Origin of the sequence: Alteribacter aurantiacus DSM 18675 (assembly GCF_000429705.1) — a bacterium.
Classification (GTDB): domain Bacteria; phylum Bacillota; class Bacilli; order Bacillales; family Salisediminibacteriaceae; genus Alteribacter; species Alteribacter aurantiacus.
The window spans coordinates 1,079,497-1,092,290 of sequence record NZ_KE386941.1 but is presented as its reverse complement, the minus strand read 5'-3'; the positions used below and the strand labels follow the sequence as shown (position 1 = coordinate 1,092,290).

General features: G+C 41.0%; 16 protein-coding genes. 14 read left to right on the top strand and 2 right to left on the bottom strand.

Annotated elements, in window-relative coordinates; translation table 11 throughout:
• Nucleotides 1–84 precede the first annotated feature (84 nt).
• Nucleotides 85–1,662 carry an alpha-amylase family glycosyl hydrolase gene (locus G476_RS0108730; protein WP_026689754.1) on the bottom strand — a complete coding sequence of 526 codons (1,578 nt, stop codon included), beginning with the start codon at nucleotides 1,660–1,662 and terminating at the stop codon, nucleotides 85–87.
• A 196-nt stretch (nucleotides 1,663–1,858) separates the two neighbouring features.
• On the opposite strand from G476_RS0108730, the gene G476_RS0108725 reads away from it, so the two are divergent.
• Genes G476_RS0108725 through G476_RS0108705 form a run of 5 tightly spaced genes read left to right on the top strand, consistent with a single transcriptional unit; the run spans nucleotide 1,859 to nucleotide 5,631 of the window.
• Nucleotides 1,859–2,767: an ABC transporter ATP-binding protein gene (locus G476_RS0108725; RefSeq protein ID WP_026689753.1), complete on the top strand. Its 909-nt coding sequence runs from the start codon at nucleotides 1,859–1,861 to the stop codon at nucleotides 2,765–2,767.
• Nucleotides 2,768–3,718 (top strand): ABC transporter permease, encoded by a 951-nt coding sequence (locus G476_RS0108720; protein ID WP_026689752.1) that lies wholly within the window; start codon nucleotides 2,768–2,770, stop codon nucleotides 3,716–3,718.
• A gap of 53 nt (nucleotides 3,719–3,771) precedes the next feature.
• Complete coding sequence (locus tag G476_RS0108715) at nucleotides 3,772–4,170, top strand: GntR family transcriptional regulator (RefSeq protein WP_026689751.1); 399 nt, start codon at nucleotides 3,772–3,774, stop codon at nucleotides 4,168–4,170.
• A complete protein-coding gene (locus tag G476_RS0108710) occupies nucleotides 4,145–4,846 on the top strand; it encodes an ABC transporter ATP-binding protein (RefSeq protein WP_026689750.1) in 702 nt (233 codons plus the stop codon). The genes G476_RS0108715 and G476_RS0108710 overlap by 26 nt, the downstream gene beginning before the upstream one ends.
• Nucleotides 4,843–5,631 (top strand): LTA synthase family protein, encoded by a 789-nt coding sequence (locus G476_RS0108705; RefSeq protein WP_026689749.1) that lies wholly within the window; start codon nucleotides 4,843–4,845, stop codon nucleotides 5,629–5,631. The genes G476_RS0108710 and G476_RS0108705 overlap by 4 nt, the downstream gene beginning before the upstream one ends.
• A gap of 116 nt (nucleotides 5,632–5,747) precedes the next feature.
• Here G476_RS0108705 and G476_RS21625 read toward each other — a convergent pair whose 3' ends face one another.
• Nucleotides 5,748–5,948 (bottom strand): hypothetical protein, encoded by a 201-nt coding sequence (locus tag G476_RS21625; protein WP_035186320.1) that lies wholly within the window; start codon nucleotides 5,946–5,948, stop codon nucleotides 5,748–5,750.
• A gap of 258 nt (nucleotides 5,949–6,206) precedes the next feature.
• On the opposite strand from G476_RS21625, the gene yhfH reads away from it, so the two are divergent.
• The 9 genes from yhfH (at nucleotide 6,207) to G476_RS21615 (ending at nucleotide 12,383) form a co-directional block, all read left to right on the top strand.
• On the top strand, nucleotides 6,207–6,401 hold the full coding sequence (yhfH, locus tag G476_RS23280; RefSeq protein WP_342664051.1) for a protein YhfH: 195 nt from the start codon (nucleotides 6,207–6,209) through the stop codon (nucleotides 6,399–6,401).
• A gap of 108 nt (nucleotides 6,402–6,509) precedes the next feature.
• Nucleotides 6,510–7,289, top strand: coding sequence for a DUF3891 family protein (locus G476_RS0108690; RefSeq protein WP_026689748.1), 780 nt, complete (start codon nucleotides 6,510–6,512; stop codon nucleotides 7,287–7,289).
• Between the two features lies 1 nt (nucleotide 7,290).
• On the top strand, nucleotides 7,291–7,926 hold the full coding sequence (locus G476_RS0108685; protein WP_026689747.1) for an HD domain-containing protein: 636 nt from the start codon (nucleotides 7,291–7,293) through the stop codon (nucleotides 7,924–7,926).
• Between the two features lie 109 nt (nucleotides 7,927–8,035).
• Nucleotides 8,036–8,560, top strand: a complete 525-nt coding sequence (locus G476_RS0108680; protein WP_026689746.1) for a type 1 glutamine amidotransferase domain-containing protein — start codon at nucleotides 8,036–8,038, stop codon at nucleotides 8,558–8,560.
• A 139-nt stretch (nucleotides 8,561–8,699) separates the two neighbouring features.
• A complete protein-coding gene (locus G476_RS0108675; protein ID WP_026689745.1) occupies nucleotides 8,700–9,665 on the top strand; it encodes an alpha/beta hydrolase in 966 nt (321 codons plus the stop codon).
• A gap of 153 nt (nucleotides 9,666–9,818) precedes the next feature.
• Complete coding sequence (locus G476_RS21620; protein ID WP_051314726.1) at nucleotides 9,819–10,502, top strand: cobalamin B12-binding domain-containing protein; 684 nt, start codon at nucleotides 9,819–9,821, stop codon at nucleotides 10,500–10,502.
• Entirely contained in the window at nucleotides 10,471–11,223 is a 753-nt protein-coding gene (locus G476_RS0108665; RefSeq protein ID WP_026689744.1) for an STAS domain-containing protein, read from the top strand. The genes G476_RS21620 and G476_RS0108665 overlap by 32 nt, the downstream gene beginning before the upstream one ends.
• Nucleotides 11,224–11,293: 70 nt before the next feature.
• Nucleotides 11,294–11,464: a hypothetical protein gene (locus G476_RS23525; protein WP_156906538.1), complete on the top strand. Its 171-nt coding sequence runs from the start codon at nucleotides 11,294–11,296 to the stop codon at nucleotides 11,462–11,464.
• The gene (locus G476_RS21615) at nucleotides 11,451–12,383 is read left to right on the top strand and encodes a glycerophosphodiester phosphodiesterase family protein (RefSeq protein ID WP_035186318.1); all 933 of its coding nucleotides are present in this window, start codon (nucleotides 11,451–11,453) and stop codon (nucleotides 12,381–12,383) included. Before G476_RS23525 ends, G476_RS21615 begins: the two co-directional genes overlap by 14 nt.
• The last annotated feature ends 411 nt before the right edge of the window (nucleotides 12,384–12,794 follow it).

Below are 12,794 nucleotides of genomic sequence, written 5' to 3'. Positions count from 1 at the left end.
AAAAAGAAGAACAGTGTGAGGTTTCCTTAAGGGCCACCTCGCGCTGTTCTTTCTTTTGCTTTTGTCCAGAAAATATAGAACTCACTAGTCGACTGATAGAACCGCTGTAGAATACGCCGGAAGAGTGAGTTCACCTTGAGTAAGCAACTGCTCGTCCGACTGACGGAAATGCCATGAATAAGCGTCGTTTTCAGGAAGAGGTACGATCACCTCTTCACTACCGAGATTGTGCGCGACAAGTACGCGATGTTCATCCTCTCTATAAAACGCCACAACACTTCGTTCGTCTGTTTGAACATCTTCTATTTTTCCGTGAAGGAGTGCGGGCGTTGAACGCCTTAAATGGATCATGGTTTGGTAATGGCGGAGAAGAGAGTCGGGATCTTCCCACTGTTCTTCCACTGAAGAGCTTGTCTCTTCATTATCGTGACGAGGATCGATCCAACTCGTCATGCCCATTTGTTCTCGGTCTTTGTACCAAAGCATGGGTTCTCGAATATGCTCATCGGGTTTTTGCCCTTCCATGCCAATCTCTTCTCCGTAATAAACGAAGGGGCTTCCTGGCAGGGTAAAAAGAAGGGAAGCGGCCATTCGTGCCCGTTCCTCGTGACCTCGAAGTTCGCTCATCACACGGTTCATGTCGTGATTGGTTAAAAACGTGGATAGCACATAATCATCAGCGTATTGATCAAATCGTTCAAGATCCCGGATTAAACCCGAAACGAGACGGTTGCCGTTTTCACTTCTTGCTGCTTGAACCATAGATTCCCCTAAATCAAAGTTGAATACAGAGTGAAGACCTTCTTCCAAGTAAGGTGCTGTAACAGAAGGAATATCCCACACCTCTCCGACTAAAAAGACGTCTTCTTTGACACTTTCCATAGCTGTACGAAACTCAGCCCACCACTCGAGGTTTTTTTCGTGTTCCCCTGGATAAATGTGCTTTGCAGCATCTAAACGAAATCCGTCAACCCCTACATCCTCAAGCCAGAACGTTCCGATTTCAATCAGTTTTTCTCTTACATCGGGATTGTCCATATTCAAATCAGGCATCCCTGACCAAAACACACTCATATATTGATTGGGCTCTTCTCCGTGCCAATAGGGTTGTCCCCATTCGCCTCGTTCTGAGAGACGGGTGTTCTCATCGGCCCAAATGTACCAGTCTCGGTATTCACTGTCCTCGGAAGAAATAGCATCTACGAACCAAGGGTGCTCAATGCTCGTGTGATTGACTACATAATCGACAAGAATTTTTATGTCTCGGTCATGAGCCTCACTTACAAACTCGCGGAAATCGTCCATCGTTCCGTAATCAGGGTTAATGTCGTAATAATCAATCACGTCGTACCCGTGGTAGGTAGGAGTTGGGTGGATGGGCATAAGCCAAAGTCCTTCAATGCCCATTTCCTCTAAATAATCCAGCTTTTCAATCATCCCTTGAATATCCCCAATGCCATCTCCAGTTGTATCATAAAATGCTCGAGGAAAGATTTCATAGAATACGGTTTCTGGAAACGTGCTGGGATGATTTATTTGATCTTCCTCTTGTAATTGTGTAGGTGTGAAGTAGTCTCCATTTTCGGTTGCTACTTCTTCATTTTGATCACATGCAAAAAGAAGAGTCAAAACAGATAAACTTAATAAAGTGTATTTTTTCAATGTGGTTCCTCACTCTCGAGTGGTTTGATTGCGCAATCGATTGCGCTTTCTCTTATAGATTTAGTTTACCTGAATGTGTAAGCGTATTCAATCAAGGATCTCCCTTTCTAGAACATTGTTTTTAATCTTGACCACTCCTCTGTTCTAGTGTACTATCTTGTTAGTACACTAGAACGCGAGGGGAAGGGGAACAAACGTGAAAACAATCATTGAACTGAGGGGATTAACGAAAAAAATTAACGGCCGCACAATAGTGGATGATATCCATCTTTCTATTAAAGAAGGGGAGGTGTTCGGACTTCTTGGTCCTAACGGAGCGGGAAAAACAACAACCATTCGTATGATGGTAGGTTTGATTAAGCCTTCTCAAGGAGATGTTCAAATTGCGGGTTATTCGGTTAAAAAATCTTTTGAAAAAGCAATTGAAAATATTGGTGCGGTAGTTGAAAACCCCGAAATGTACAGCTATTTGACAGGTTACGAAAACCTTGTTCATTTTTCTCGAATGCATAAGGGGATTAAGAAAAAAAGAATGCTAGAAGTGATTCAACTTGTAGGATTAGAAGAAAGGATTCACGATAAAGTAAAGACGTATTCCCTTGGCATGAGGCAACGACTGGGGCTTGCCCAAGCCCTTCTTCATAAGCCTAAGGTACTCATTCTTGATGAACCTACAAATGGCTTGGACCCAGCAGGCATTCGTGAAATGAGAGATTATTTAAATCACCTGGCCCACGAGGAGAACATTGCTGTTATTGTATCAAGCCATCTATTATCGGAAATGGAAAAAATGTGTGACCGCATCGCCATCATGAACAAAGGTTGCCTTGTTGGTGTTGAATCTGTGGAGGGGATCGTAAGGGGAAAGGAACAAAAGTGGTTGATCTATATAGATGATGTTAAAAAAGCGGAACGTATCCTTAACGAGAACACGTTTATTCACACTAGTGATGATTCTTCCATTACGCTAAAGGCGAAAAGAGAAGACATTCCATTTGTCGTTCACGCGCTTGTAAATGAAGGGTGCAACATTTATGAAATTTCTCCGGTGAAAAAAGCTAGCTTGGAAGAGGAATTTCTGATGCTTACAGGAGGGGTTCAATAAATGGGAAAATTAATACAAAACGAATGGATGAAAATAATCCGTAGGAACGGGACAACAGTGATGATCGTATTATTGTTCCTCATTGTGTGTGTGGGGGCGGCCATGACCACGATTTTAAACCCAGACAACCTTGAAGAGGTTGCAACCGATTGGCAAGGACAACTTATGCATGAAAACAGCTTGATTGAAGACCAATTACAAGATAATGACCTACCATATGAGGCAACAACTCATCTTCATGAGAGAACGATGGTAAACGAGTACCATTTAGAGCAAAATATTGAACCTCTCCCTCGTACTCATGCGTATTCCCTTTTGATTGACCATGGGATGCTACTATCGATCGTTACAATGTTCGTCGTGATTATTGGAGCAGGCATTGTTTCCGGTGAACACTCTACGGGCACGATAAAGCTGTTGCTTGTTCGCCCTGTAAGCCGATGGCGTATTTTGATGGCGAAATGGGTTACGACGATCCTTTTTGCTCTGCTTATGACAGGCGCACTAATGATATTTACTTTACTTATAGGTTTCATTGTGTTCGGTTTTGACTTTGCTCCGGTTCGTGTAGTGGAAGTGGTCAACGGCGAGTTGAGAGATTGGCATATCTTTTCCTATGTATTGAGTATTTACAGTCTTCACTTTGTTGAATTAATTATGTTTGCAACACTCTCCTTTATGATTGGCACAACCTTTAGAAACCAAGCTCTTGCAGTAGGGATTTCATTAGTAGCTATGTTTATGGGGGGACAAATGGTTTACCTTCTAAGAAGCTATGAGTGGGCTAAATATCTTCTTTTTGCAAATACAAGCGTTATTCAATTTTTTGAAGGGGCACCGATTGTCCCGTCTCTTTCCGTCGGATTCTCAGTTGCGATGCTTTTGATGTACTTTAGCCTTTTTCATATCCTCACATTTTGGGTGTTCACAAAAAGGGATGTAGCGGACTAATCGGTTTGATACAATAAAGCGTATGAAAACCTCTGAAAAGGAGGCTTGCGATAGTGACTTTATCATTTGATCATAATCGTCCAATCTATATACAAGTAATGGAACACGTGTACGGTCAGGTTTGTCGAGGAGAATTAAACCCAGGCGATAAACTGCCGTCGGTTAGAGAAATGGCTGTGAGTGCAGGTGTCAATCCAAACACAATTTCACGAACGTATATGGAAATGGAAAGAGAAAAAGTCGTTGAATCCAAGCGGGGACAAGGAACATTTGTTACAAACAACCAATCTGTTATTGACGAACTAAAAGTGTCTGCTGCTAAAAAAGAGACCGAAAGATTTGTAGGGGCTCTCTCACAATACGGGTATACGGAAAAAGAAATGGAACTGCTGTTAAGTGATTATCTGAGCAAAAGAGGTGAAGGAAATGACCGATCAACTAATCAGTCTTAACAATCTCACGAAAAAATATATGAATAAAGAAGCACTGAACGGAATTGATCTTGTATTAAATAGACCGGGATTAGTGGGGCTTGTGGGACCAAACGGTAGTGGAAAATCAACGGTTTTGAAAATGATTGCTGGTCTCCTTAGACCTTCTGGAGGTACTGTACACGTACTCAATCAAAAACCAGATCGACGTATATCCAGAAAAGTAGCCTATCTCTCAGAAGTGGATTCATTATACGGTTATCAGCGTGTTGAAGAAGCTGTAACGTTCTTTGACACTGTGTTCACTGATTTTTCACCGAAAAAAGCAAAAGAGATGTTGCATGAATTAGAAATACACCTAAATGATAAAATCAAAAACCTTTCAAAAGGAAACAGGGCAAGAGTCAAGCTGGCTTTAACACTTGCAAGGGACGTTCCGATCTTACTTTTAGATGAACCACTATCAGGTCTCGACCCTTTAGTAAGGGAGGAAAGTCTAAACTTGATCATACGGTATACAGATATAGAACGTCAGCTTACATTCCTTTCCACTCATGAAGTGGCTGAGGTGGAACCATTTCTTGACCACATTGTGTTTATTAAAAATGGACGTGTGCTACTCTCGGAAAATGTTGAGTCACTTCGCGAATTGAAAGGAAAAAGTGTCGTAGAAATGATGAGGGAGGTGCTTTCATGAGCTGGCTCATGCTTGTAAGAAAAGAATTGAGGCAGAATGGTTCTTTAGCCGGTTTAGGTGGAGTCCTCTTCTTTATCATTCTTGTCTTTCTCATTTATCAAGTGAACACAAACCCGGGTAATACCATATTTATTTTCATGTTGATCCCTATAATTCTTCTTCATTTCTTCTATATGTTTCTTATGATTCTTGCCTCAATGAGAAGAGAGTGGAAAGAAGGAACGGTTATTCTTTGGCTTAACATACCTCTTAGAGGATGGAACCTGTTATCAGCGAAGGTAACAGCCAGCTTCATCTACTTCATTATTTCTTTAATAATAACGATGGCTTCCTTTTACGGATTGCTTTACTATTCACGAGAGATATATTTCCAAATGGGTATTCCCGATTTCTCATCTCTCTTCTTGGAGTACTCTGGCTGGCTATTTTTGTTTATTGTTAATGGAGCACTGTGGCTTGGATTAACTGGATTATTTATATTTGTAGTATCAAAAGTGATCAAACCTTTAGGATGGCTGATCGCAATCGGAATTACTGTAGGTTTAAACTTTCTGTGGTCATGGATAACGAATACAGCTGCATATGAGACCATTGCGCATTGGGAGACTTTACTAACATTTGACCAAATTGCAGAAGGGTTGAACATGGATATTGAGGGAAGTCCTTTAGATCATCTAGAGGGGTTAGAAATTCTTCACCTTGGCCATATGTTAATTGAAGTGGGGCTCATGGTGGCTATTTTTATAGGGATTTGTTGGTTGTTTGATAAAAAGGTAGAGGTTTGAATGAATTAGCTGGTCATTGGGGGAGGACGTACGAAAAGGATATGAAAAAAGCGGGGCGATATTTCGCCCCGCTTTTTTCATTTTGTTAAGTAATTCATTTTCTTCATCGGTAAGTATTAGTCACGGAACGCGTAGTAAATCATCGCAATTACTGTGGCAAAAGCCATGACAGTTAAGGGTAGTTGTGTTACCCATGAAACGGCTTCTTCTTCTCCGTTTCCTCCATTCTCTCCGCCTGCAGCATAAGTCATGGCAATGGGAGTGAAGAAAAAAGCAGTGAATAAAAACATGGATGATAGCCATTTTTTTAATGTCATTTGTCATACCTCCTTGTCGAACGTGGCAGTAAATTAAAAAACGATCAATTTTATTATAGACTTCATGAAGAGGAAAGGCAAAAGGTTGTTTCTATTTCATGTGGGTTTTCGTCTGTTTTTCGTCAACATTTATCATTTCTGTCATATAACAATAGTAACAAAGGAAGCTGTATTAAAATGAAGTTGTATAATCACCTTATAAAAGATTTGATTAATCAATTAAAGAGGTACAAAAAAAGTATAACTGTTTTATAATAGATGTTGATTTATTATCTTTGTTGTAATACAATGATCCTAACAAACAATTTGGAGGGGAAAAACATGATCCAGTCTAGTAAAGAGTTTTTTCAGAATCTTCCACCAAAAGAATGTACAAAGTGCGGCGAAGTGTTCGAAGAAATGGCTGATTGTTATTACCATCAATGTGACAAGTGCATCTCAGAAATTCGATAAGGTGAAAATCTCCCGGACATTCGGGAGATTTTTTTGTGCCATCTTTTGGAAGGGATATGAGGGATGATCAAGAATTGAAATAAGAAAGAAGAGAATGGGGGGAGAAAAATGATTGTACGAGAAGATAAGGAAGGATATTACTTATTTGAGCAGGACAGGCATGCTCATTTGTCAGGCGTTTTTTGTGAAGCGTGGGAGGATCGTTTCTTTAAAGGGCTCTCAAAAAAGCGAAGCGTGAGCCTTGCTATCACTCACCATGATCGTGGTTGGGCGGCCTTGGATAAAGAAATGATGTTGCATCATCGTAAGTTGAGCCCGTTATCTTTTATTGATTATCCGTTGAAGAAAAAAATAACCGCATACGAAAAAGGTGTAGACGAAATGGAAGAAATAGATGTCTACAGTGCGCTCTTGATGAGTATGCACTATACGAGTTTCTTCAAAGGAAAGCTCGATCGACTAGGGTGTGATTACCGGTCCAAAGAAGAGAACAGGCAAGATCGAATGAAAAAGAAGCTCTTGCTTTCACCTAGAGAAACCAATGAGTTGGATTTCCATTACGACTTGTTGCAGTTTACTGACAATTTATCCTTATACGTATGCATGAATGAATGGGGAATAGAAAAAGAGCGTGAAGTATCTTGGTTTATGGATGGATTCCCTCAACAATTCGATCCACTTATTAACGAACGAATCCAGGCAAGGTGGTTGTCACCGAGTAAAGTGTGTTTATGGCCGTATCCTTTTTACAAATCGAATTTGACGGTTGTTGTTCCATACAAGTACCTTAAAAAAGAGTTAATAGAAATTGGTGAAGCCCAAAAGATATACAACACCATTCCTTTTCGGTATCATATGGTTACATTTGTACAAGAGGGGGACATGTAAAGTGGATCGAACGATACAAAATGCAGAGTCATGGGCAAGGTCTTTCTTTTCTGATGATGCTACAGGTCATGATTGGTTCCACACCCATCGTGTTCGAAATACAGCCTTGATGATCGGCGAGAAAGAAAGGGCTGATCTTTATGTTATCGAGTTGGTAGCTTTACTTCATGACGTAGCAGATGATAAATTTTATAAACAGGAAAACCAAGGCCTAAATGAGGTTGCAAGTTGGCTGAAAAGTCATGGTGTAGAAGAGTGGCAAAAGCTAATTGATATGATATCTTCAATTGGCTTTAGTAGTGGAAAAACACCTGATACCCTAGAAGGGAAAATCGTTCAAGATGCGGACAGGTTGGAGGCTTTAGGAGCAATAGGAATCGCGCGTACATTCATGTATGCGGGAGCTCATGGGGATGCGATGTATAACCCGGATATTCCTGTACGAGAAAACATGACGAAATCGGAATATAGAAAAGGGCAGTCCACAGCCATTAACCATTTTTATGAAAAGCTCTTGAAGCTAAAAGAAAAAATGAACACAAAGACAGGACGTTTGCTTGCTGAAGAACGGGATGAATATATGAAGGGATTTCTCGATCAGTTTCATCGGGAATGGGATTCTAAAATAGGCTCGTAACCCAAAGGTTTAATTCCTAACATAACAGGGGAGATACATACTTAAGGCTTAATTGTTCCATATTAACGATGGAATGCTGTAATTCATATGTATATGAGGTGTTGAAAAAATGCGATTAAAAGATAAAAAAATACTCACTGTTCTTGATGACGAGTTCGAAGATTTGGAATTGTGGTATCCCATCTACAGGCTCCAGGAAGAAGGGGCTATTGTTCACTTGGCTGGAAAAGAAGGAGAACACACGTATACGGGAAAGTATGGTGTACCTGCCAAAAGTGATTATAGCTTTGATTCAATACAAATTGAAGAATACGACGGAATTCTCGTTCCTGGCGGCTGGGCACCGGATAAGTTGCGCCGTTACGATGAGGTTTTAGATATGGTAAAGTACATGGATGAGAAAAAACGTCCAATCGGTCAAATTTGTCATGCAGGGTGGGTGCTAATTTCTGCAGATATACTAAAAGGAAAAAAGGTGACGAGTACACCTGGTATTAAGCATGACATGATGAATGCAGGTGCAGAGTGGTATAACGAACCGGTCATTACAGATGGTCATTTAATTTCAAGTAGAAGGCCTCCCGATCTACCTGCTTATGCAAAAGCTTTCGCAGATGCCTTGGCAGGCTCATAAATCTCCATAGAACCTTTGAAATGATTAGCCGACATGAACTAGGGAAATCGCATGTCGGCTAACCTTTAACTGAGTTTATCAATTGTGAATTTACTACATAACCTATAATAAAGATACTTGAAAGAAAGGGGTTCATACGATGTCGTGGGAACGGGATATTAGCTGGACTGAACAAATCCCCCTCAAGTCCATGGATTTATCCGAGGCAAACCCTCAGGAAAGTCATTCTCCTATCATGGATTATTTACAGTTTTATCATTACAACTTAAAAGCATTGAATACCTACCGCTGTGAGTTGGTGAAAACCGAGCGGGCAGATGTACACGTACAACTTTTTACTCCCGAATCCCCAAAAGGCACGATTCTTCTTGTTCATGGCTACATGGACCACTCAGGGGGACTTAGCGCTACTGTGAATGGTTTTTTAAAAGAATCGTACGAAGTTGCAGCTGTCGATCTGCCGGGTCATGGCCTTTCAAACGGAGACCGCGGAGCCATTAGGGACTTTTCCCATTATGTTGACGCAGTTAAGTCAGGTTGGGAAAGAATAAACGAGTTTCGCTCAGAAGGCCCTGTTTATGGACTAGGACACAGTACTGGGGGAGCCGTATTGTTTCACGGCGTCTCAGAGGAGGAGCTACCTCTCGATTCTCTAATGATGGCTGGTCCTTTGTACCACCCCTATCAATGGAAGTGGGTTCGTCTTTTACTACCTGTAGCCAGTAGATGGGTAACGAAGAAAAAAAGAAGGTTCAAACAAAACTCCAAAGATGAGCGGTATCATATGTTCTTGAAGCACGATCCCTTGCAAGTAAGAGAGCTACCCACCTCTTGGTTAATGGCATTAACGGAGTGGCAAAAAGACATTTTTTCTTGTTCCAAAGTTCAAGTTCCCGTTTACCTTTTGCAAGGTACGAAAGATACTACCGTTCAATGGCAGGAAAACGTGGAATTCTTCAATGATAAGTGCAAGGATCTCCAAGTCGCTCTTTTCGAAGGGGCAGGACACCAGATACTAAATGAAAAAGAGGCCATTCGAGAGCTGGTATTTGATAGGATGGTCACCTTCCTAGAACAACAAAAGGGAGTCAAAGACAAAAGTTAGACAAATAGTATTATGTGATATGAGGCGCCTTGTAAAAAAATGGTGCCTTTTTTCTTAGCCACGACCCTGTGATTATGGTAAAATAACACTTATCTCAAAGGGAAACATGTCTTAAATGACGATAATAACGCAAGATTACTAGAAGGTGATAACTTGGAAAATAAATTGGATGCATTTGTAGAAGCACTCCTTGATGGAAATCAAGGTAAAGCATTGAAAATAGTAAAAGATTTAAGAGAGTCTCATTCTCGTTTAGATGTATATATGCAATTAGTTACACCTGCTATGTATCAAATTGGGCGCTTATGGGAGGAGAACCGCATTACGGTCGCTGACGAACATTTAGCCACTGGTGTTTGCGATTTTGTCCTATCTCAAACGGAATACGACCTTGTGAATACAGAAAAAAATGATGCACAACCAAAAGCCATGTTCTTCTCCGTGCAAGACGAGTGGCATCAATTAGGCATTAGGATGGTTTCTATTCTGTTTAAGGAAAAAGGTTGGAATGTCCGATATTTAAATGCGAATCTACCTCTCGATCATGCACTCAACAACGCAAAGGTTTGGAAGCCAGAAGTCATTGGGATGAGCTTAGCATTGGCTCACCGCATCCCGGAAATTCCCGACTATATTACAGCGTTTGAGAAACTCCCTTCAAAACCGAAAGTGTTAATTGGGGGAAGGGTGATGTCATCTTATGACTATACAACTCTTGTCTCTCCTAATACAAAAGTTATTGTGGATTTGTACGAGCTTGATGATTGGCTGGAAACAATTAAAAAGAACAGGCGGGATGGATTCGATGCTCAATCAAATACCACTTCCATTCATTAGGATAAAATCAAATTACGAGGTTGTGGATGCTTCTGACCGAGCGAAGGTAGAGTTTCCATCAGTCACGTCATTTTTAGATTTAATAGACAGGGACAGTAGGGAAAAGGCAAAGCACATGATCAGCCCTAAGCACCGGACATTTAACTTGGAGTTAAACTTACTTACAAAAAAACATCCTTTAGCATTGTTTGATGTTTACGGAAAGTGGACAAACGATGAAGAAGCAAATATTATTGTTGTTTCTAAAGATGAACGACTTCAACGAGTAGAAGGACAATTGATGACTCTACAAAAGCAGTTGAGAAATACAAATTTCGAACTCTATGAAAAAAATGAAGAGCTTGAAGAGTCCATTTACCGTACTAACAGCCTTTCAGGGCCATTTATCACGTTAAGTAATGAAGTGGCACTTGTACCTATATTCGGCGACCTTTTTGAAGACAAACTTATGGCTGTAAGAAAAAATATTTATGATGCCGTTTATGGAGGAGAGTTCGAGAAGGTATTAATAGACTTTACTGGTGTTGGAATCATAAAGGAAAATGGACTGAATGGGATTAAAGAAATCTTCTTAAGCCTTGAATACATGGGAGTTCAAGTCATTATCATCGGTATACAACCTCAACACGCTCAACAAATGAAGGCGTTCAAAAGTGAAATGAATATGACATACATTCAATCTGCAAAAGAAGCGATAAGACGCTTTTTAATAGAATCCTGACACCAACGATCACTCTTGCATAAGTAGGGTGATCTTTTTTATTCCCTATTTTCGGAAGGGTCCTGTGAACGTGGGGGTAATGCAAGACCCCGCAGGCGCAGTCCGAGGAGGCTTGCTAGCGGCGCTACGGAAAGCGAAGGGCCCGTTCTTTAACCACCCTTCTCGTGATGAAGGTGCAACAATCTATACGAAAACAGCCTTTTTATTAAAACAAAAGGAGGAGAAGCATGCCGACTATTGAAAAAGTGGAAAAGAAGAAGCCTATACACAAAAGGGGCAGCCTCTTACTTAGCGTAATTATTATCTGTTGGATTGGAATAAACGTTATCCCTGTAAGTGAGCGGGAACCACACCCTTTCTTTCAAGAATCAGATGATGTACTTGTCATTGCTCACCAAGGGGGAGAACACCTTGCTCCTTCTAATACGTTAGTTGCTTTTGAGAAGGCAAGGGATTTAGGAGTAGATGTGATTGAATTTGACGTACATATCACGAAGGACAATCATCTAGTGGCCATTCACGATTCAACGGTTGACCGTACGACCGATGGTACAGGAAGAGTGAATGACCTTCTATTAGAAGAAATAAAAGAGCTGGATGCGGCTCATTATTTCCAAGACTTGAATGGGGTGTACAGTTACCGGTCACAAGGAATTACAATTCCGTTAGTAGAAGAGATTTTCAAGTCGATTGGTGACATGAGACTAAACATTGAGTTGAAAGCAACAAATGACGAAGATCGATACGGCGACATGGTTGAAGAAATGTGGTCGCTTATCCAAATGTACGGAATGGAAGAACAAGTTTTAATGGTAAGCTTTGAACATGAGTTAGTGGAGCAAATGGAGGAAATCTCAAACGGGCAGCTTGCCATTAGCGGAGGAAGACAAGAGGTAACCCGCTTTGTTTTGTTACATAAGTTATTTTTAAGAAATGTTTATTCGCCATCGGTAGACGCTGTTCAAATTCCTGTAAAGGAAAGCGTGTTTAACCTGGATGATGCTAATTTAATTAGAGGTGCTCACCGTAGAGGGATGGACGTTCACTATTGGACGATAAACGACGAGGAGACGATGAGAGAATTAATTGCCATTGGTGCGGATGGCATCATTACTGACCGACCTGACCTTCTCTTATCCGTTTTAGGGAGGGGAGAGTAGCGGCAAAGCCGTCACGTTAAGCAACAGGCAGAGTCAGCCAGTGAGACAGGAGAGGTTCTTGCTCGAGAAGGATCGCCCCGGCATCGCCGCGGGAAGGGGGGAGTGGCGTGAAGCACCCTTACGCACTGACGCAAGGGTATACTTATATTAAAAAAGAATGGCCTAAAAGGTAGGAAATACCCTTTGGGCCATTCTAATTATCATTTAATTACGCTGTTTTCGGAAGTGTTGTTGCTTTTATACAAGAAAAAGTTGAATCAGAAGGGCACAAGGTTAGAAGAGGAAGAAGCACGGGTTTGCCTGTGGAGGCTTGCTAGCACCGCCACGGAAAGCGAAGGGCCTGTATGCTTCAACATCAATTATAAATGATAAAGAAAATAATAAAAAAGCAACAATATATCCGAAAACAGC

Coding starts and splice junctions, on each gene's coding strand:
- G476_RS0108710 (WP_026689750.1), top strand. CDS start 4,145: ATGACCGATCAACTAATCAGTCTTAACAATCTCACGAAAAAATATATG.
- G476_RS0108705 (WP_026689749.1), top strand. CDS start 4,843: ATGAGCTGGCTCATGCTTGTAAGAAAAGAATTGAGGCAGAATGGTTCT.
- yhfH (WP_342664051.1), top strand. CDS start 6,207: ATGTTGATTTATTATCTTTGTTGTAATACAATGATCCTAACAAACAAT.
- G476_RS0108675 (WP_026689745.1), top strand. CDS start 8,700: ATGTCGTGGGAACGGGATATTAGCTGGACTGAACAAATCCCCCTCAAG.
- G476_RS21625 (WP_035186320.1), bottom strand. CDS start 5,948: ATGACATTAAAAAAATGGCTATCATCCATGTTTTTATTCACTGCTTTT.
- G476_RS0108665 (WP_026689744.1), top strand. CDS start 10,471: ATGCTCAATCAAATACCACTTCCATTCATTAGGATAAAATCAAATTAC.
- G476_RS0108720 (WP_026689752.1), top strand. CDS start 2,768: ATGGGAAAATTAATACAAAACGAATGGATGAAAATAATCCGTAGGAAC.
- G476_RS21615 (WP_035186318.1), top strand. CDS start 11,451: ATGCCGACTATTGAAAAAGTGGAAAAGAAGAAGCCTATACACAAAAGG.
- G476_RS0108680 (WP_026689746.1), top strand. CDS start 8,036: ATGCGATTAAAAGATAAAAAAATACTCACTGTTCTTGATGACGAGTTC.
- G476_RS0108690 (WP_026689748.1), top strand. CDS start 6,510: ATGATTGTACGAGAAGATAAGGAAGGATATTACTTATTTGAGCAGGAC.